The 19008-nt window shown below is 53.0% G+C and carries 18 protein-coding genes; 12 read left to right on the plus strand and 6 right to left on the minus strand.

All coding sequences use genetic code 11. From position 1 onward, the window contains the following. Positions 1 to 24: 24 nt before the first annotated feature. A complete protein-coding gene (locus BFV63_RS00280) occupies positions 25 to 705 on the minus strand; it encodes an EAL domain-containing protein (protein WP_023315105.1) in 681 nt (226 codons plus the stop codon). A gap of 76 nt (positions 706 to 781) precedes the next feature. Next, positions 782 to 1402 (minus strand): LuxR C-terminal-related transcriptional regulator, encoded by a 621-nt coding sequence (locus BFV63_RS00285; RefSeq protein ID WP_015570093.1) that lies wholly within the window; start codon positions 1400 to 1402, stop codon positions 782 to 784. A gap of 570 nt (positions 1403 to 1972) precedes the next feature. On the opposite strand from BFV63_RS00285, the gene BFV63_RS00290 reads away from it, so the two are divergent. Further along, positions 1973 to 2608 carry a LuxR C-terminal-related transcriptional regulator gene (locus BFV63_RS00290; RefSeq protein WP_015570092.1) on the plus strand — a complete coding sequence of 212 codons (636 nt, stop codon included), beginning with the start codon at positions 1973 to 1975 and terminating at the stop codon, positions 2606 to 2608. A 6-nt stretch (positions 2609 to 2614) separates the two neighbouring features. Here BFV63_RS00290 and BFV63_RS00295 read toward each other — a convergent pair whose 3' ends face one another. The 4 genes from BFV63_RS00295 to BFV63_RS00310 are packed head-to-tail and all read right to left on the minus strand — an operon-like array spanning position 2615 to position 7532. Then, a complete protein-coding gene (locus BFV63_RS00295) occupies positions 2615 to 3679 on the minus strand; it encodes a fimbrial protein (protein WP_022650114.1) in 1065 nt (354 codons plus the stop codon). 15 nt (positions 3680 to 3694) lie between these two features. Then, positions 3695 to 6187, minus strand: a complete 2493-nt coding sequence (locus BFV63_RS00300; protein WP_048241591.1) for a fimbria/pilus outer membrane usher protein — start codon at positions 6185 to 6187, stop codon at positions 3695 to 3697. 15 nt (positions 6188 to 6202) lie between these two features. Further along, the gene (locus tag BFV63_RS00305) at positions 6203 to 6895 is read right to left on the minus strand and encodes a fimbrial biogenesis chaperone (RefSeq protein WP_001223973.1); all 693 of its coding nucleotides are present in this window, start codon (positions 6893 to 6895) and stop codon (positions 6203 to 6205) included. 52 nt (positions 6896 to 6947) lie between these two features. Then, on the minus strand, positions 6948 to 7532 hold the full coding sequence (locus BFV63_RS00310) for a fimbrial protein (protein WP_045342666.1): 585 nt from the start codon (positions 7530 to 7532) through the stop codon (positions 6948 to 6950). A gap of 374 nt (positions 7533 to 7906) precedes the next feature. On the opposite strand from BFV63_RS00310, the gene BFV63_RS00315 reads away from it, so the two are divergent. From BFV63_RS00315 to BFV63_RS00365, 11 genes are all read left to right on the plus strand, one after another. Further along, on the plus strand, positions 7907 to 8719 hold the full coding sequence (locus tag BFV63_RS00315) for a winged helix-turn-helix domain-containing protein (protein WP_022650116.1): 813 nt from the start codon (positions 7907 to 7909) through the stop codon (positions 8717 to 8719). A gap of 18 nt (positions 8720 to 8737) precedes the next feature. Further along, the gene (locus BFV63_RS00320) at positions 8738 to 9208 is read left to right on the plus strand and encodes a FidL-like protein (RefSeq protein ID WP_003860998.1); all 471 of its coding nucleotides are present in this window, start codon (positions 8738 to 8740) and stop codon (positions 9206 to 9208) included. Positions 9209 to 9435: 227 nt separating this feature from the next. Then, on the plus strand, positions 9436 to 10059 hold the full coding sequence (locus tag BFV63_RS00325) for a common pilus major fimbrillin subunit EcpA (RefSeq protein ID WP_003860995.1): 624 nt from the start codon (positions 9436 to 9438) through the stop codon (positions 10057 to 10059). Positions 10060 to 10104: 45 nt separating this feature from the next. Further along, the gene (locus BFV63_RS00330; protein ID WP_022650117.1) at positions 10105 to 10782 is read left to right on the plus strand and encodes an EcpB family pilus assembly chaperone; all 678 of its coding nucleotides are present in this window, start codon (positions 10105 to 10107) and stop codon (positions 10780 to 10782) included. Positions 10783 to 10788: 6 nt separating this feature from the next. Beyond that, positions 10789 to 13383 (plus strand): CS1-pili formation C-terminal domain-containing protein, encoded by a 2595-nt coding sequence (locus BFV63_RS00335; RefSeq protein WP_032608167.1) that lies wholly within the window; start codon positions 10789 to 10791, stop codon positions 13381 to 13383. After that, entirely contained in the window at positions 13361 to 14959 is a 1599-nt protein-coding gene (locus BFV63_RS00340; RefSeq protein WP_048210827.1) for a fimbrial adhesin EcpD family protein, read from the plus strand. Before BFV63_RS00335 ends, BFV63_RS00340 begins: the two co-directional genes overlap by 23 nt. 6 nt (positions 14960 to 14965) lie before the next feature. Then, complete coding sequence (locus tag BFV63_RS00345) at positions 14966 to 15619, plus strand: EcpB family pilus assembly chaperone (RefSeq protein ID WP_006812468.1); 654 nt, start codon at positions 14966 to 14968, stop codon at positions 15617 to 15619. Positions 15620 to 15692: 73 nt separating this feature from the next. Beyond that, positions 15693 to 15887, plus strand: coding sequence for a hypothetical protein (locus BFV63_RS00350; protein ID WP_022646586.1), 195 nt, complete (start codon positions 15693 to 15695; stop codon positions 15885 to 15887). Positions 15888 to 15910: 23 nt separating this feature from the next. Next, positions 15911 to 16096 (plus strand): hypothetical protein, encoded by a 186-nt coding sequence (locus BFV63_RS00355; RefSeq protein ID WP_001196016.1) that lies wholly within the window; start codon positions 15911 to 15913, stop codon positions 16094 to 16096. A 67-nt stretch (positions 16097 to 16163) separates the two neighbouring features. After that, a complete protein-coding gene (locus tag BFV63_RS00360; RefSeq protein WP_048241589.1) occupies positions 16164 to 18260 on the plus strand; it encodes a peptidase domain-containing ABC transporter in 2097 nt (698 codons plus the stop codon). Further along, positions 18257 to 19006 (plus strand): hypothetical protein, encoded by a 750-nt coding sequence (locus BFV63_RS00365; protein ID WP_003860969.1) that lies wholly within the window; start codon positions 18257 to 18259, stop codon positions 19004 to 19006. The genes BFV63_RS00360 and BFV63_RS00365 overlap by 4 nt, the downstream gene beginning before the upstream one ends. The last annotated feature ends 2 nt before the right edge of the window (positions 19007 to 19008 follow it).

The following is a 19008-nucleotide window of genomic DNA, read 5'->3' on the forward strand; positions in this document are numbered from 1 at the left end:
AAAAGGCCAGCGCTCCGCTGGCCGTCAAAGCGTTACGCGGGCATCGGTTCGGCTTTCGGGCCACAGAAAACCCTGGCCAGACTGTGCGCCGGACGTGCGGGCGCGCGCCAGATCCCGCGAGTTTTCGATGCCTTCGATAAGAATTGATTGCGCGATACCTGTCCTGACCTCCTGCACAAACGGGGCAAGCGGCGCGCGCTCGCGCAGTGCTGAACGGTCAATTTTTACCCCATCCAGCGGTAGCGCAAGCCGCGCGAACGCCTCAGCCAACTCCCGGGTTAAATCGTCCAGCCAGATTTGCCATCCCGCCTCTTTTAACCGAACAAGCGTGGCATGAAGATGACGTTGCTCAGCCTCGCTCAGCCGTGTGATGGTCAGGGGATCCTGAATTTCAATCGTTAACCGCTGCTGATGGCGTAACGCCAGCAACAACCGGATAGCGCGTTCGTCGAGAAGGTGCTCTGCCGGAAGGTTTAGCCAGTAACCGTCCCGGGCGGGTATCTGTAAGAGAGTGTTGGCCTGCCAGAAGAAGATTTGCAGCGCGCTGCGCGAGGGCAGCGAGGCAAACAGCACCTCAAGATTGACGTTACGGATCTCCACAAGCACTTCATGCGCGAACACCTGGCCCGAATGAAGATCGACAAGCGGCTGGAAGCGCAGCCCTGAGATACGTTGCAACAGGGGAGAGGGAAGAACGGTATACATGGAACAGCCTTCAGAAAATGAAAAAAAGGTTCCCGCGGACACGGGAACAAAAGGCAAACGACACACGGTCAAATTCTTAATTCAGGATCCAGCGAATGCTCTGGTAAAACGAGGGGCCACGCACGGCTTTAAGCTTGTTCATGGCGTTGTTCTTATAAAAGTAAACCAGCCTGACGTTACACCCCAGCTGACGGGCGATTTGCTTGGTTTTGAGATTACAGGAATAGCCGCGCAATACGCTTGCCTCCTCGCTGGACAGCCTCGCCGGGGTGCGTAAGCGGGTCGTCATGCCTACGTTGTAACGGCCAGACTCTTGCGGCGTCTGGCTCATCAGTATTTGCCACAGCGCTTTGATATCCCCCAGGGAGACTCTTTTGCTGATGACTCCATCAACATGTTTGAATTTCAAATAGCCGGCGGATAACGAATAGATATAGATCTTCGCTGTCACTTGTTTCTGTTTAATACAGAGAATGTCGTCATTCGTCGTCACCCGGAAATGACGCGTATTCAACGGATCATAAATGATGATATCAAAGAGTTGTTCACTCATAGCAAGTTCTTCGATATGGGTAAACCCATGGAAAATAACGTCGTGTTTTTCATCAGGCTCACGCTTTCCAAGCGATTGCAGGCCAATCATCGTGAATTCGCAGCTGTCAACAACGGCAACGTGAATTGTTTTTTTATTTTGCATTGGCATTCTCCTTTCGCTGAGTAAACAGTCCATATAAGAGAAAATGGCGGTTCGCACTCTCTTATTAAAAGAATAGCGAGCACTTTTTTAAATAACGCGATGCGATGGCATCAATGTAAGCCAATACAAACCGTCGAGTAAAGCTGATGCCAATTATTAGAGGAAGATAAAATTGAAAAAGGGTTTTAATGGTATATGCAATTGTTTTAATCTTCTAATAATATTCATGCCAGATTTTTATTCTGTAAATGAGCGGATAATAAGCATCGGGCGGTTAATTAATGGGGTTAATCCACCGATTTTTCAGTGGCTTAATGCTATTCCTGTAAGAAAAATTGTGATCGTGGCAGAGTTATCGACAAGGCTTTATCTGCAAGGGGAAACGGCGCGCAGAATAAAATAGAATTTTTTCTATGAATTTAATGTCCTTGTTCAGATTTTTAAGCCTGAGAAGGATAAAATCCTGGCGCGAAGAGGTTGTGAGTGGTGAGTACATAAACTATTATCATTTTCCTCCGGTCACGAGAATTTAGAAAAGACATGAATAATACTGAACGTATCGTAAGGGTAATGGTGTTTTACAAAATAAATATATTTAAAGAGATAATATTCCGGGCGCTCCAGGATCTTTTACCCGATTACGTACTGAACATTACTCAGGTCGATTCCACAGAACAGGCGCTGGCGGCGGTGGCGGATAATAACGTGGATGTTTTCTTCACTGAATTTAATTATCTGCTTAATCATAAAGAGTGGAGTGCGGAGGTCAGCAGCCGTTTTACATCTTTATGTAAAACCCATCACGTCAGGCGTGTTCTGTTGGTGCCCGAGCTGCCTTACGGGCTGTTAAAAAAAGTTCTGGAGATGAAATTTGAATTAACCATCAGTCAGCAGGATGAATTGACTGAACTGAAAAAGGAATTACCCGCGTTGCTCATGGCGGACGGGCAAAAACCGTCGATCTCTTCGTGGCTCAGGCGGGTAATGCGGTCCGGCTCCCGGGCGCGCTCCATCCTCTCGGCCAGAGAGTGGGAGGTGCTTCATCTTATTGTGGAAGGATTTTCAACGACGGAGATTGCCCGTCATCGAAACCGTTCGGTCAGTACTATTGCGACGCAGAAGCATAATGCGATGAAAAAGCTGAATCTTTCCAACCACAGCGAACTGATTAAGTATGTGCAGGCGGTTGGAAAGATGGAGGAATAGTCCACATCAGGGGTAGATAATATTCAGCGTAGCCGATGTATTGATCTTACCCTGGCTCACCTGGGCGGGTGCCCACACGTAATAGTACGCCGCCATCGGAAGGGTGAAATGTTCGTCCAGCGCCGCGCCAGCCGCCACGCTGAAGATCATTGTGGCGTTGCCACGGCTGGTGGTCGAGGTAGAGAAGGTCACCGGCGTTTGCGGGGCGTCACGTTTTATCAGGCGGAGCCCCACGCCCTGCGCCGCGCTACTGCTGCTGTCGATCAGCACCGAGCTGTCGGTCGAAAGCAGCTGCGTGCTGGACAGAAACATCTCAATTGCCCGATCGGAATTGCCATTAACCCCGACGTTCTGACAGCTCATGTTCAGTGAAAAAGGCGTCAGCCCCGGCTGTGAGGATGCACTGAGCTGGGGAATGCCGAGCGTCGGCAGCGCCACGGTCAGCCCCGCATTATCAAAGGAACAGGTAGTCAGTTTTGGCGCGTATTTGATGATCATCGGCTGACCAAACATATCGCGGTTGTCGTAAGGCCACTTGAACCCGCTGAATAACCACTGCGCTATCTTGATGACCTGATTGATTGGCCAGGTGATGATTTCCCAGATAGATAACCCGCTCATGTCGCTGACGAACAGAACGTCGCTCATGTTCGCCGTATCCCCCGTCAGGGTGGTGCCGCTCTGGTTAACGAGGGTGAAGCGAACCGTAAACGGTGTATTCAGCTCAGACGCCGTATGGCTACCGCTGGCAGACAGGGTTTTATTGGCCGGGGGATTGGTGATCTCCGCCCGCACCATATACTTGTTGTTGCTGAATCCGAGGATGGTCGCGTATTTGCTGTCGGTCGAGAGGATCGGCGTGTAAGAAAATTCGCTATTACCCGTCGTACAGTTGAACGAGCCGCTGTACTGGGTGGTGAAGCTGCCGGTCCATGTGGGCGTGGCCGGGCTCAGCTTATCCGATAAATCAATGGTAATCGGTGTGCCATAAACGATGCTGCTGCCGGAGCAGGTGGCATAGCTCATCCCGCTAACGCTGGTGAGGAGCAGGAACATGAATGATCGTAACATTTTGATAATCCGTAATTAATGGCAAACCGATGAGGGGCTGTTCAGCCCCCAGGCCGGGGAGGAGATTTCGCACTTTCCGCCGCGGAGATGCACGTTGAGCGCGCGTGGCGGCTGTTCAGCACGGATATACAGTACGCTGGCCTGTCCGACATACCCGACAGATTCACCATGTTCATCCAGCACTTCGGTGCCAAAGGGCAGCGGTTTGCCGTCGGCGCGCGTCGCATGAAGTACCCATGACTGGCGCTTGTCGGTTTCAAAGCGGATATAGCTCACCGCCCCGTCGTAAGGAGCCACGTTAGCCATATTGCCGATCACCTCCGCGCCAGCGCTGTTTTCCGTTTCAGTTAACGTAATGGCGTTTTTGCGATACGGGGTGGCGTAAGGCACCAGCGCCACGCCATCGCGGTTCGTCATAATGCTTTCATCGCCGTTCACCATCAGCCCCTCCGCCTTTGGCGCATCGACGATAGTCATGGTTGTGCCGGTTTCGTTTGAGGCGAGAACGTGCCACGGGTAGGCCACCAGGCTGCCGCGTCCGCTGAGCCCGGTCTGGCGGTAGTCGGAGGATTCGCTGTAAGAGCCACCGAGTGTCGCGAAGTTCGAACGGTACGCGGCGTTAACGCTTGCCGCATTTTTCCCCCCCCGCGCATTACTGCCGGAGAGGGTGTAGCTCAGTCGGTTCGACGCCAGCGCGTTCCCGCTCATGCTGATATTGCTCTGCTCGTAATGCGAATCGCTGGCCGTCAGGCTGGAGGTGATCCACGCATTATTATCAAACAGCGAGAACGGCAGGCTGAGGGAGAGGTAAAGGCGCGTCTCTTCTTCACTGTCCCTGTTCCGTACCCGGCTGGCCGACAGGGTATAGCTGGCGCGGCCGATGGCGTTGGAATAGCCCATCTGGTATTCGCGCGTGGTTTGCTGTGAGTTCCAGTAATCGCGCTGTGTGCCGGAGACAAACACCGTGCCCCAGTTATTGAGCAGGCGCTGATTAAGGTTAAGCGTAAAGGTATTCTTGGGCTGCGCCGCGCGCATGGCGTCCCAGGTGCTTAGCGACATGTCGGGCGCAACGCCAAACCGATCTTCATAGTCGTCGTACTGCGCTCTCAGGCGCTGATACCCTTCGCGCGAATAGAGCGCGTCGCTGAAGCTGTAATAGCCTTTAGTGGAATAGCGATAGGCCGCCAGGGTGAAGTTGGTGGCGGTGGTATCGATAAATTTGCTGTACGACACGCGATAACTCTGACCGCTGCTGGTGCGATCCTGTAGGGTGGTTTTGGCGTGGGTGACATCAAACGAGACCGCGCCAAAGGGAAGGTTCCACCCGGTACCGACAAGCCCGGCCTGGTAGTTATCGCTAATAATCGTCCCGGTATACCCGGTGATGAGGTTATTAAACCCGTAGCGCAGCGTGGCCTGCATGAATGCGGGTTCGGCATCGAGCGTGTTCTGATGCACTTTACCCGCCACCACGCTGTACTGACTCACCCCTTCTTTTAGCATCCCGGGTACGGCGGAAAACGGCACCGTGAAGGACTGCTGTGAACCGTCCGCTTCACGCACCACCACCAGCAAATCGCCCGCGGAGCCGGTAGGCTGAATGCTGTCGAGGGTAAACTGGCCCGGCGGCACATTCTCCTGATAGATCACGTTGCCATTCTGGATAACTTTCACCAGGGCGTTCGTCCGTGCCACGCCGTGAACCACCGGTGAAAAACCCTGCTGTGAATTTGGGCGCATCTTCATGTCCGACGCCAGCGACACGCCGCGCACGCGCAGGGAATCAAACAGATCGCCAGGAATATAAAAGTCACCCAGCGTCAGGTTGGATTTCAGCGAGGCCAGGGGACGGCGCAGGTAGCGGGTATTATTCTGCCAGCTACTCTCTCCGCTGGCCGTTTTCCGCCAGGCGCTGCTGTCGCGAAACTGCCAGCCGAACAGGTTGGCGCCGGAATCCAGCCCGGCATAAAAATCATCATTTGTGTCTTTCGCAGCGCCTTTCGCGCGGGTGTTGTACCAGGTCGTGTTCCACGAGAGCATCAGCGCCGGTATCCCCTCGTCCCAGAACTGGGGGGCAATGTAACCTTCTTCAGTACGCAGCACGGCCGCCTGCGGAACGGTAAGCGCCAGACTCAGGGTGCTGGTATCGGTTTTGACTTCACCGCCCTGAACCAGATCGCGCAGCTGAACCTGCCCGTGCGCAATGGCGGGCGCAGGCACGGACGTGGTGTTGATGCCAAGCGACCGGGCATCTTTCCAGGCAAGGCGGATGTCGTCACGCTGCTCGCCGTAGATGACGGTATAACGTCCCTTCCAGCTGCCGTTTACGTAGATATCCATCTCCTGACTGCCGGCTGGCATGGCGTTGTTTTCGGAAAAGCGAGACAGATCGGACTCACCGGATGCGCCAGCAAGCAGGGAGGGATCAAACGAGACGGCCCCTGATTTATGCGAAAGCAGAAGCGTGCAGACTGCCAGCAGACAGAGTCTGTTTTGTTTCATTTTCATGGTGAGTCTTTCCGATCACTGACTGGTGAAAGTCCGGGTTTTATACGCGCCAAGATCGTCCACATACATCAGCTGGAAGGTCTGTCCGCGCTTAACCGTATTTTTTGCGGCGACCGTCAGCTGCCCAAACGGGGAAACCATAGGGGACTCCTGGAGCAATTTCGTTTTACCCAGCGAAATATTGGCGACCGTAATATGGAACGGACTGTTATTTGTAATGCGAAAGCGATCGCCTTCGGCGGCGAGCGTCAGTTTCGCCACCGCGTCATCCAGCGTGCCTTTCAGCGCAGCGGGCCGGTAAAAAAGTTTGATACGGGATTTAATCGCCAGCTGAACGGTATTCTGATTTTGCAGATTTTCAGGTCTGGGCGGAATGTCGAGAACATTCAGGAAAAAGACGGATTCGCGATCCGCAGGCAAGCTGGACGGCAGCTTTTTAATACGAAGCTGTTGGCCATTATGTTCGTTAACCTTTATTACTGGCGGCGACAGCAAAAACGGCACATTGGCTGTTTCCGGCGTGGAATTAATATCACCGTCATCTATCCAGGATTGCACCAGAGCGGGCGCATCGCCCGTATTCATTAACTGGACGATCACCTCTTTGTTATTTTCAGGATAAAGGACACGGGTGCCATTAATGACAATATTGGCCCATGAGTGACCGGTGCTTAGCAGTAAGCCTGCCAGCAAAATTGCCTTGCGCATGATTGCAACCTTAAATACAGGCTCTGCGAAAACAGAGCCTGAATAATCATTATTACAGGTAGGAAATGGTATACGTTACGTTGGAGCTTAACTCGCCCACGGTGGCGGCAGCGGCGTTCGTTTTATAATAATAAACATCCAGCGTCAGCGTCTCGGAATCTGGCGCGGTCGCTGTACCCATAATATCCGTGGTGTAAGGCTGGTTCAGGGTAATTGGCGTGGACGAACCTGGCTCCACTAGCGCAAAACCGACATTACGTGCCATGCTGGCATCGCTTTCGTTCACGCTGTTATTGAGCAGGTATTTACCGTCAGTGGAAATATTATCCGCGCTGGAGAAATACACTTTCAGCGGGGTGCCGGTCGTTCCGGCTGCTGGTGAACAACCTGAGAAAGTCAGCGCAATAGATTTTTTATTCTTAGTGATCAGGCCAACCGTGGTGCCCGCATCTTTTACCGAAATAGGGGAAAGCGCAACGGTAAAGTCTGCGCTTTTACCGCCGTTAATGGTACAGGTTGTATCGGTAATAGCGCCGGTAAAGTTAATAATACCACCCGCCGAATTGTCTGCGGCCACTGCGCTGGTAGAGGCAATAGCAGCGGCCAGCAGTGATACGGTCATGATCGATTTGAACATGATAAACTCCATGAAGATTTGTGTTATTTAAAATGAATGTTAATCGGCTACACATGTCCCTGATGTACCGGCTAGACGCATGGCGACTCGGGAGAATGCTTTGACGATATTATGTTGCACTAAAAAAGTACATAACAAAACATTATTCCAACAATTTCTAAAGTTTAAGATTATAATCTTGTGTGTTAGTTTTTTTTAATGTTTTAACCTAAATGCGTTGGTTCAAATATTTTTATTAATGATTTAATAATTGTTAATTAATGAAGCTTTATGAATTCATCTCTCAATTAATATCACGCGACTTGACCACACAAACTTTAGACTTATTATTGCCTGGCAAATGCACATAATTTTAACAATGGCGTAATAATAATATGAAGTATCTCATTGATCTTACAATGCTTTATGAAGTCGACACCGGTATGATCATGATTAATGGAGAGGAAGAGTCATCCATTAAGTTATCTAACCAGGCGGGTCGTCTGCTTTATGAACTTATCATCAATAATGGTAAAACTCTCGACAGAGACGACCTGATAAAGAAGGTCTGGGAGGATCATGGTTTCTCTGGTTCTTCGGTGAGTCTGAATGTTGCCATAAGTGAAATCAGAAAAGCATTTCGTACATTAGGATGCGACCCTTTACTGATAAAAACGATACGTGGCAAGGGATTTAGCCTTGCCGCGCATATTGAACACCACACGGTCAGGCCGCCGGTTGTTTCAACGCTTAGTGAACAATCTGCCTCTGAATCATTCGATACGCTAGCGCATAAGAAAGATGCCGATCCGCCTAAACAATTAATATCGCTGCACAGACTCTTTATTTCTCTCTGCACCTTATTACTGATTACCGTTATCGGCACCGCTGTTTTACTGTTGCACCAAAGGGATTCCTATGCCGAGAGCCTGAAAGATTCTGATATGCATCTGCTCGGTAAAGTGGACCGGTGTACGGTATACCTGATCGATAAGAATATGTATCAGCCGCGACAGCACTACTTTAATCACGTAAAAGAGGTCATCGCCAGTCAACATATCGACTGTCAACATCAGGTTGCAGATGCTTACTATTCCAGGTTTAAAAAGTCGCAGATAGAAAATTATTTCCTGGCCATCTGTTATCAGCAGGACAGTATCGACGATTATAAGAACTGCATTTCTTACAGAAGCCTGACCGGGAGTTAAAATATGTCAAGGACTAAAATGAGTGTACTGTTCAGTATCGTACTGGCGCTGTCTGTCATCGCGTTGTTATGGATCTATTTTACCAGAACGCAGGATGAGGGGTTTGGCTGCCAGTCAGATACCATTTCCTGGAAAACATATTCCACGGGTGAGTCAACCGATATGTCGCTAACCACGCTTTTCCTGTTTAACAACAAAGATGTTGTGACGGTTATTCATAAAGGCGTGCTCAAGAAAGAGGGCAAAAGCTACCTGATTGACCGAAATTACACGCTCAGCGTGGAAAAAGTCGATGGAAGCAATATCTTTTATATTAAGGATAAAAAGCTGAATAAATCTGAAGATGATGCGGCGCCGGATGGCGTTGTAAACGAAATGTTACTTGATAATATCAACTTCTTCTATATTACCAGCGTAAAAAAACATGCGTGGTTAATTAAGGGGCTGGTGTTGCCTGTAATGATGTGTGTGGCTGTCCCGACGTCCTGATATTTCTCTTTATTAAAAAATCGATATTTATCTATTACTCGGGAAAGTGAGTAATTTACTCAATACGTAACAATAAGATACGAGAAATTTATTTATATTTTTATTGTTGCTCTCCGTCGAGTGAATTTTTCTGTATTGCCTCGTTATTTTGCGGCTGTCTATACTCCGCCTCGAAAAAGGGGCTCCCCTTTTTATACACGTGGATTCTTTTTTGAAGGACTAAATAAATGAACAAACTGAACGCTATCGTTCTGGGCTCCCTGCTGTCTGTTTCTGCCCTGAGCGCAGTTAATGCAGCAGAAACGACGGCTTCTGCCACATGGCAGGCAACCGCGACCAAAGACAGCGAATCCGATCTGGTTGTTACGCCAACGCGTGCTCTGAACTTTGTTTACAGCGCCAACACCAAATCTTTCAACACCGACACCGGTCTGTTTGATGTGGCTATCCGTGGCGATCACTCTACGGCGACCAGCTTCAAACTCGAAGCTATCCTCGACGATTCAAACAACACGCTGTTCAGCGTGGGTGGTGAAGCGACCAAGCTGAAAGTGGGTGCGCGTTGGGGCGGTAACGACCTGGGCTCTATCGGTGGCACCGTGGGGGCGAAATCAACCGCATGGACCACGCTGGTTGATTCCTCTTCTAACACCGGCGTCTCTTCTGGCCTGTGGAACCTGACCACCAGCGCAGGCGCGGCGGCAGATACCGAAATTACCGGCCAGGACAAATTCGTCTTCTACGTTGACTCCGCTCAGGACAATGCCGGTACGGCGAAAGAGTTCAAAGACCTGACCAACAGCCTGTGGGAAGGGACCGTGTCTGTTGCGTTCCGCGCAACCTGGGGCTAAGGCCTGATCGATCCAGGGGCGCAAGCCCCTGTTTAGGGAAATAGCATGTTTAACCTCAAATCCGCCTTCTTATTTTTATTATTTATCTCTTCCTCCGCGCTGGCCATTAATGTGGGAAAAGTCACCACCATTATTTCTGCGGATGCTGACTCCACCGCCAAGGAAATAAAAAACGAAGCAGACAGCGTGCGCATTGTTTCTGTTCGCGCACAGCGGATCAGCAGCCCAATGGATGAAGGGATCGTCATCAATCCGGAGAAAGTGGACGAACTGTTGCTGACGCCCACGCGCATGGTGATGCCCGCCGGTACCAGCAATATCGTCAAATTTTACTATCACGGGAACGCCGATAACAAAGAGCGTTACTACCGCATTACCTTCACGGATGAAGGGGTAAGCGAAGAGGTGGACAGCGGTTCGCCAAAAAACGGCACCGGGATGACGCGCGCGGTGGTGAGCACCATTCTGGTGGTTCAGCCCCGGGATAAGAAGATTGATTTCGTCTATGTGGCGGGAAAAATAACCAATAAAGGGAACACCTCGTTTCGCGTCAATGCGACCGGGACCTGCCTGAAGCCGAATCCGGAATCCCCCGGCACGCCGTGTAGCAAAAACTTCTACCTGATGCCAGAGACCTCGCGCGCTATCGAGGATATCAACGTTACGGATAACCATTTTCATCTCGGAATATGGGACCTGAAACAGTTCATTCCTGTTAAGTAAGGATGCATGGTGAAAAATAAATTAGTGTTGCCGGTGATGATGGCTTGCGCATCCGGCACGCTGCCCGCGCTTGCGCATGCAGCCTCAAGCTCCGTGGTTATCGCTAATTACCGTTTTCCCGACTCGCTTTATGCACTGCTGGAGCAGGGGATCAAAATTCCCGTCTATCTGGTGAATACGCGTCCACACTCAGCACAACAAGGGAACCACGAAGGCACGGCGAGTGAATATGTTCGTATCGGTGACGTGACGCTCTTTGCAAAAGATCTGAAGCTGGGGCTGAGGGACGTTCAGGTCCAGGAGTCTGATAACGGCATTCGTCTGTCAAAAGAGATGCGGGCGTTACTGCAAAGCATTAACGATAAGCAGTTTGATGACCAGATGCGTATTCCGGTTAGCGCGGGTTCGGCGTTCGAACTGGATCAGAAAAAAATGCGCCTGTTGCTGAATCTGTCGCAGAGCGACTACGGGGTGAATATTCGCCCGCGTGAGGTGGATATTGATGCGCCGGAGTCTGACGACCTGAGCGGCACGTTCTCCTACAACCTCGGGGCGTATCACACCGAGAGCGGCTACGGTGACAGCTGGTCGTCGGGCTATCTGAACGCGAGAAACTGGATCTCAATGGGCGTCGATCATGTGCTGATCGATGGCTCTGGCTACGTCAACGAGAGCAGCAGCGATACCCAGATGAACGCGGTTATGTGGGAGCGCGACTATCAGGGGATGCGCTACGCCGCAGGCATGCTGAACGGCTGGGCGATGCAGTCTCTGGCGAGCGTCAGCGGGATTTCCGGCGGTGAAGTCTACGGCGTTTCCATGGGCAACCAGGCCAACTCCCGCAAACGCGATAACACGCTCTCTCTGACGCCGGTGGTGGTCTATTTCCCCACGGCGGGCGAGGCCCGTATTCGTCGTGACGGGCAGCTTATCGGCATTCAGCGCTTTGACGTCGGCAACCATGAAATTGACACCAGCAGCCTGCCCTACGGGATCTACAGCATCGAAGTTGAGGTGGTGAGCGGAAGCCGCACCGTGTCGCGTAACATGTACACCGTAAATAAGCCGTTCTCCAGCAACGTGTCGGAAACGCTGCGCTGGCAGATGTGGGGCGGGATGTATAGCCGCGATAAATCCGTCGTCAATTATAAAAAATACGCGAAACGCAAAAACGAGCAGGACAACACCTACTACTACGATTACGACACCAAACATAAAGACACCATGTCGCTGGTGGGAGCCTCGTTCAGCAAGCGCAGCGGGATGGTCGACTGGAACGCCTCCACCTACATGATGCGGGAACACATCGTCAGCGAGCTGTGGGCCTCCCTGAACCTGACGGGCTATTTCTCGGTGAATACCCAGACCATGGCCGCCTCCGACGGAACCTATCGCGCCAACTATGGGGCGAATCTCAGCCTGCCGTGGCAGATCGGCTCGGTGTGGTACTCCCATGAACAGCTCTCCAGTGGCAAGTTCCTCGATATCTATGAGAGCAAGGGCAATACCTGGGGCGCCTCCTTTAGCCTGCCGTCGTTCGGTCTGCCCTCGGCGGGCAACCTGAGCCTGATGCGCCAGGAGGACGACCTCTATCGCTATAAACGCTATCAGCTGGACTACTCCCAGGGGTTATACGCCGGTCGCTACGGTACGGCGCGCCTGCGGGTGGGAATGTCGCGCAACAAATACGACGGGTATTACGAAGAGAAAGATCGTTACGTGATGCTCGATTTCGCTATACCGCTCGGCAATACCGTGTCGGTTGGCGTTTCCCACAATCGCGATACCGGCACGGCGCTGAACGTCAGCGCCAGCCGCCAGTTTGAAGGCGATTACCTGAAATCGGCTACCGCCAACGTCTCGAAAGCCTTTAACAGCCGCCAGGATCGCAGCGTAAGCGGCGGCGGCAGCGTGAACTTCGACACGCCGTGGAACAGCAACATCCTCAGCGTCCAGAGCGGCATGAGTAAAGGCTGGAACTCCACGCTGACCAGTGACGGCAGCGTGGGCTGGTCCAAAGAGGCCATCGCCGCCGGGAAAGGCACCGAAAGCGCAGGGGTGATTGTCAGTACCGGTCTCAAATCTGATGAAGCGCTGACCCTGAAGCTTAACGGCCGGGCAGAACGCATCAAAGGGGATAAGACCTGGCTGTCGCTGCCGGCATACCAGGCTTATGACCTGGAAGTGATGAACAGTGAAACCGGTACGGAAAGCTATGAGATTGGCGCGAATGCGCGTCGCCATATCACGGTTTATCCGGGCAATACCGTGGTGATGAAGCCGCAGGTGAAGAAAATCGTCACTCTGTTTGGTCGTCTTGTGGATGCAAACGGGGCCCCGATTGGCGCCATGCAGATCAAAAACCACGTCGGGCTGACCCGGACGGAAAACGACGGACGCTTCGTGATCGACGTTGATAAGAACAACCCTGTCCTGAGTATCGCCACGCCGGACGACAGCGTCTGCGAAGTGCGCCTGGACATCGAGTCTAACCGCGGTGCGCTGTGGCTTGGGGACATCTCCTGCGACAAAGGCGATTTCGTCTGGCAGGAAGCAAAAGGAACGCAGGAACGTGACGATGAAAAAGATATTCGCTCTTAATTTACTGCTGATAAGCGCGGCGGCCCTGGCGCAGGAGCTGCCCTATTTCGCCATTAATAACCCGGACAATAACGGTACGGGAAACAGCGCAGGGCTGTTTAGTCTGAACAGCACGTCGACCGCGTTTTTACACGGTTCGCGCGAGTGGCCGACCCTGAGTGCGAAAACGAATAACGGTATCGCCACTTACATCCCGGACAACAGCTTCAACGGCCCGGCAGGCAGCGCGTTAACTATCGACTTTTCGGTGACCGGTTCCAGCGCTTCTCCGTTCTTTAAAGGGACGGCGTGTTCCTCGTCCTGCGGCAACACGGGGTACACCCCGACGACCAGCTATACCGACACGTCGATGGTGGTTAAGCCGCCGGTGATGGAGCCCGGCACGTCATACGGGCGCTGGGTACTGGGCGATCCGTTCTTTAACTATTTGCTCAACGCCGCGCCAGGGGATGAAGTGACCATCACCTCCACGCCGCAAATCAGCTCCATCAACAAAGTGACCACCACCAATACGCTTCACAAGGTGGGCACGCTGACCATGACCAACTCCAGAGCGCTTAACCTGGGTATTGACCCGATCAGCGGCGAGGTGACGATTGTCGATGGATCAACGGGGGCCACCTGCACCAAGTACACCCGTAACACGGTCTCTGGCGTCCTGTGCGACCTGCTCGAATACACATTTGTTGGGGAAGATATCTCCGGTTACAACGGAGGGCTGGCGCTCACCTCTTCCCGCGTCAACAGCGTGCTGCAATCGCACATGAGCGGCGGCACCGGGCTTGCCGCCGAGCTGACCTTCGATGAAAACACCTGGTACAGTATCTCCGGCGGTATCCTGAGCGATACGCGTGTCCTGGCGAACACCTTCCTTGCAGCGCCGCAGAAAAACGGCGGCAAAGCGTACCTTAAAATCTTTTTGCCGAAAGCGTTAATTCTGAGCGTGGCGCAGGCGGGGGACGGCAGCAACATTGGCAATATCGTCAGCCTGTGTCTGACGCCCGGCAACAGCTCGCTGGCGGCGGATTTCTGCTTCCAGCCGGGGGGCGGCCTGGTGATTAACCCTATCGAACCCGGGCTGGAAATTGTGCCAGACAACCCGGATTACACCCTCGATCCTGACGGTCTGGGCGGCTCAGGGAAAGGCATTATCGGCGAAGCGCCCATTGAGATCCCCTACACCATCACCTACAGCGGGGCGCAAAAAGATGCGGCGATTGCGGTCACGGTAAAAGTCACCGGGCCTACCCAAAGCCTGAATGGGGTGGACTACTGCGCCTTTAGCGGCAACGGCTTTACGGTTCCCATTCCGGGCAACGTGCTGGTGGGGAAAAGCCAGACGCTGATGGCGCACAACTGTAAAGGCGAAGTACTGTCGATCCCGGCGCCGGCCACCCATGCGGAAGAGTGGGACAAAATGAGTTCCGGCGTGACCGATATGTGGCTCTGGAAAACACCGCTGATCCTCCAGTTCGTTATGGATAATCCGGTATCGAAAACCACCTATGACGGAAATAGCTGGTTTGGTGAAGTGACCGCGCAGGGAAGAATAGATGTTAGCGCATCCTGGAATTAATCAACCATGACTGGAAAATTCCTGGCTATTTTTGCAATAAATTGCTTCATTTCCACAGGGGCAAATGCTTTAATTATCGAAAGTCTGAATATTGATTTTCTTCCCGAAAGAGAAGTTGTTTTTCAGCCGATAAAAAACGATACCAGCGAGCGTCAGAATTATACCGTGTCGCTTATTCAGGTAGACGTTCCTAAAGAGAAGGGAAAAGAAACCGAAATAAAAGACGGCGAAGTCATGTATTCGCCTAAGCAATTAACGCTGGGGAGCGGTGAACGCGCGGGTTTTAAATTTTATTATACCGGCCCGCATGACAACAAAGAGCGATACTATCGCGTAAAATTCACCGAGACGCCGCTCCAGGCAAAGGTTATCACGCGCAAAGGCCAGCGCATCCAGTCGGATGTGGTGGTCTCGCTTGAGGCTATTTTGATTGTCCGACCATGGACACGACATTTTGATTATGCGTTTAGCAACGGGGTGGTGAGTAATACCGGGAATACCTATTTTAAATATGTTTCCTCGGTCGGGTGCAGTACGCAATACAACAATTCAAAATATATTCCACCGGGGCAACGGCTGGAAATAGATAATGCCGGGCAGGCTGCAAGGCGGATGATTATTTATGGCAATAAAATCATTCCGCTGACCACCTGCCCGTAGCAACCGCTTTCCTTCATAAAAGGAAATTAGCCTTTAGCATCATGCTAAAGATCCATCACTACAGGAGATAAAAATGAAAGCGATTTCATTCGTAGAAGCGAAAGACATTATTGGCGGCGCGTTAAACCCGTTCGCTGGTCTGGTTAAAGGTGCACAGCTGGGTTACGACACTGGCGCCAGCATCATGGGCATGGTTGGCGGTGTGGTTGGCGGAGTTCTGGGTGGCGCAATGGGCTTCCTGGGCGCGCTGGTTGGTAGCTACAACTAATTCACGTTAACAGGAAAAGTATCATGCAAGTTATCGATTTCAAAAAAGCACAGGCCATCATCGGTGGTTGGGATCCGTTTGCTGCCGCTATTCAGGGCGCAAGCGCGGGCTATAACGCGGGCAGCCAGATGTTAGGCGCGCTGGGCGGCACCATCGGCGGCGTATTCGGCCTGGTGGGCGGCTTCATCGGCGGTTTCTTCAGCGCCTAAGCGAGAAGCACGTTGTACGCATGGCCCGCATTGCCGGGCCATTTTTTTATTTCAGCCACGGATCATTATGTTTTCGCTCTTTCAGTATAAAAAACAGGGTAAGACCCCTGTTATTCGCCAGCATGAATTTACCGAATGTGGACTGGCCTGCCTGGCGATGGTGTTGGGGCACTACGACCACCATGTCTCCGTCAGCCAGCTGCGCCGGGAGATTTCCGTTTCCGCCGATGCGGGAACCTCAATGGCGGAATTGATGACCCTTGCCAGCGATAAAAATATGTCTGGCCGGGTGCTTAAAGGCGAAATCACTGAAATAGAAACGTCTGAGCTGCCGCTCATCGCCTTCTGGCGCAGCAACCATTTCGTGGTCATCGTGAAGATCGACAGCCGCAGCGTGACCGTTCACGACCCGGCCAGCGGCGTGCGTCGTTACCGTCTGAAAGAGGCGGAAAAACTCTTTTCCGGCTATGTGCTTGAGCTTAAGCCCACGCCGTGCTTCGAAAAGAAATCCCCGGATGAAAAGCTCACGCTTGGCCGTTTAGCCAATAAATCTCCGAGCCTGTTCCAGCGCCAGCTGCTGCTGTTTGTGCTCTGTATTTTTACTCTCATCACCATGCTGGCAAGCCCCACCTACGTGCAGCTGATTATGGATGAGGCCATTTCCCGCAGCGACAGCGATCTGGTGATCCTGCTCACCGCGATCTTCGCTATCGTCTTTATCTTTGAAGTCATCGGTAAATTCCTCAAGCAGCTGCTTGAGATCCTGATGCGTAACATTGCCTATGACGATTTAAGCCAGTCCGTGCGCCACTACATGCTGCGCACCCAGACCAGCTGGTTCCGCTCGCGCCCGCCGGGCATCGTGCTGGCTATTGAGAAATCGCTCCACGCCTGCGCGGAGTTCATCAGCAATGGTTACGTGCAAATTCTCTTTTCCAGCCTGATCGCCGTCACCAGCCTGCTGTTTATGCTGCTGTATAACGTCAAAATTGCGCTGCTGACAATGCTGCTGATGGGCGTGTTTTTTCTGATCCGCTTTTCGCTGATCGGCCCCTATCAACGCGCGGTGGATGACTCCATCGAGCGCACCGCCCAGTATGAGTCTCTGCTGGTGGAGACGCAGAAAGGGATCATAACGCTCAAAGCGAACAACATGGAGCAGGCCCGGGATGCGGTGATGGACAAATCCCAGCGCGAGCACATCGCCGGGCTGATGCGTAAAGAGCGGCTACTGGCCCGCTTTGACGTGGCTTCGCTGCTGGTGATCAATGCCGAGCAGCTGCTGGTGGTCTGCTTTGGCGCGTGGCTGATCCTGGAAGGGCAGATGAGCATCGGGATGCTTTACGCCTATATCAGCTATAAGCGCTATTTTTCCGATGCCATGGTGCAGGTGGCGCAGAAGCTGCTGGACAAAAATGCCCTCAAGGGGCCGCTGGATCGCGTGGGCGACCTGCTGTTTGCTCCCTCTGAAACCAGCCAGTTTGGGAAGCGGATTGTCACCTCGCCGGTCTGTCTGCAATTTGAGGATGTCTCATTTGCCTATCCTGGCCGGGAGGCCACGCTACAGCATATCAACATGACCCTGAAGCAGGGCGAAGAGGCGGTGATTGTGGGCCAGAGCGGGTCGGGAAAAACCACGCTGCTGCGTTTGATCTCCGGCATGCTGCTGGCATCGTCTGGCACGCTGCGGATCAATAAGATCCCCATTGAGGAGTGCGATCTTTCCTCGCTGCGTCAGCACATCCGCATCGTCCATGCGGACGATATTCTCTTCACCGGCTCGATTCTGGACAACATCGCCTGCTTTGACAGCGCACCGGATAAAGAGCAGGTCATTGCCGCGTGTCGGCTGGCGGAGGTGGACCACGTCGTCGCCCGGCTGCCGCACGGCTACGAAACGGAGATGCTGCCGGGGAACACCTTTTTCTCTGCCGGGGAGATGCAGCGTCTGGTTCTGGCGCGCGCCCTGTACAGCCAGCCTAAGCTTCTGCTCTGTGACGAAGTGACGGCGAACCTGGATAAAACGACCGCGCAGAAAGTGCTGGCGAACCTGCGTAGCCTGGGGATTGGCCTGGTGTTTGTCACCCACTCGCCGGACGTGGTGGGCTGTCAGGGGCGTCTCTATACCATGGAAAACGGCACCCTGCGGGAGAGTGAGCAATGATGCTTTTGCCGCGTCTCTATGCGCGACTCTGCGCGCGCCAGGCCGGGCGCACGCTGCTGGCAAACCGGATCACGCAAAACTACAGCCAGTTTATGCGTTGCCCGGAGGCCGATGTTCCGGCTGATTTTCTGCATCAGAATGCGCATGAGCTGAGCGGGTTTAACTTCGTGGAGCAGATCTTCCCGCCCGCGCTTTGGGCGCGCAACGTTAGTTTTGATCTGCACGGGTACGTGGCGCAGTGGACGCGGGAGCAGGCATTTTACAGTTCATCTCGCACCCTGCTACTGGGCATGCGCTGGGCGGGCTTTGGTCTGATCGTGGATGCGCTGCTCGCCACCGCGCCAGCCGATGTGCGCTTTCAGTTTATTACCCGTCACCCTGCGCTGCATAAGCTGATGGCCGCGCACGAAGGCCGACGCGCCAGCTCGTTTTTCGCCCCTCACCGCCTGGTGACGGTGCTGCTGATGGACGAACGCCTGCCGGATGCGCCGCTGTTCTCCACCCAGGCAGGGGATCAAAAGGCGTGGTTAACGGACGTCTCAACGCGGTTTTTATCGCGCTATGGCTACAGCGTCCGAACGCTGCTGCCGATCTGTTCGCTGCACGCGGCGGAGTTTGGGCTGGAGAGTCAGGCGTATGCGCCGGAGGATTACCGTCAGGCCGCCGCCGACACGCTGAACGCGCTGCGCAAAACCCCCACGCTCTGGAGTGCATGGGATGATCTTTCAGTGATTTATCATGGATGACA

Origin of the sequence: Enterobacter hormaechei subsp. xiangfangensis, assembly GCF_001729785.1 — a bacterium.
GTDB classification, from domain to species: domain Bacteria; phylum Pseudomonadota; class Gammaproteobacteria; order Enterobacterales; family Enterobacteriaceae; genus Enterobacter; species Enterobacter hormaechei_C.

Bases quoted from the DNA above. Each gene is read 5' to 3' on its own strand.
- BFV63_RS00280 (WP_023315105.1), bottom strand. From the start codon at position 705: ATGTATACCGTTCTTCCCTCTCCCCTGTTGCAACGTATCTCAGGGCTG.
- BFV63_RS00285 (WP_015570093.1), bottom strand. From the start codon at position 1,402: ATGCAAAATAAAAAAACAATTCACGTTGCCGTTGTTGACAGCTGCGAA.
- BFV63_RS00290 (WP_015570092.1), top strand. From the start codon at position 1,973: ATGGTGTTTTACAAAATAAATATATTTAAAGAGATAATATTCCGGGCG.
- BFV63_RS00295 (WP_022650114.1), bottom strand. From the start codon at position 3,679: ATGTTACGATCATTCATGTTCCTGCTCCTCACCAGCGTTAGCGGGATG.
- BFV63_RS00300 (WP_048241591.1), bottom strand. From the start codon at position 6,187: ATGAAAATGAAACAAAACAGACTCTGTCTGCTGGCAGTCTGCACGCTT.
- BFV63_RS00305 (WP_001223973.1), bottom strand. From the start codon at position 6,895: ATGCGCAAGGCAATTTTGCTGGCAGGCTTACTGCTAAGCACCGGTCAC.
- BFV63_RS00310 (WP_045342666.1), bottom strand. From the start codon at position 7,532: ATGTTCAAATCGATCATGACCGTATCACTGCTGGCCGCTGCTATTGCC.
- BFV63_RS00315 (WP_022650116.1), top strand. From the start codon at position 7,907: ATGAAGTATCTCATTGATCTTACAATGCTTTATGAAGTCGACACCGGT.
- BFV63_RS00320 (WP_003860998.1), top strand. From the start codon at position 8,738: ATGAGTGTACTGTTCAGTATCGTACTGGCGCTGTCTGTCATCGCGTTG.
- BFV63_RS00325 (WP_003860995.1), top strand. From the start codon at position 9,436: ATGAACAAACTGAACGCTATCGTTCTGGGCTCCCTGCTGTCTGTTTCT.
- BFV63_RS00330 (WP_022650117.1), top strand. From the start codon at position 10,105: ATGTTTAACCTCAAATCCGCCTTCTTATTTTTATTATTTATCTCTTCC.
- BFV63_RS00335 (WP_032608167.1), top strand. From the start codon at position 10,789: ATGGTGAAAAATAAATTAGTGTTGCCGGTGATGATGGCTTGCGCATCC.
- BFV63_RS00340 (WP_048210827.1), top strand. From the start codon at position 13,361: ATGAAAAAGATATTCGCTCTTAATTTACTGCTGATAAGCGCGGCGGCC.
- BFV63_RS00345 (WP_006812468.1), top strand. From the start codon at position 14,966: ATGACTGGAAAATTCCTGGCTATTTTTGCAATAAATTGCTTCATTTCC.
- BFV63_RS00350 (WP_022646586.1), top strand. From the start codon at position 15,693: ATGAAAGCGATTTCATTCGTAGAAGCGAAAGACATTATTGGCGGCGCG.
- BFV63_RS00355 (WP_001196016.1), top strand. From the start codon at position 15,911: ATGCAAGTTATCGATTTCAAAAAAGCACAGGCCATCATCGGTGGTTGG.
- BFV63_RS00360 (WP_048241589.1), top strand. From the start codon at position 16,164: ATGTTTTCGCTCTTTCAGTATAAAAAACAGGGTAAGACCCCTGTTATT.
- BFV63_RS00365 (WP_003860969.1), top strand. From the start codon at position 18,257: ATGATGCTTTTGCCGCGTCTCTATGCGCGACTCTGCGCGCGCCAGGCC.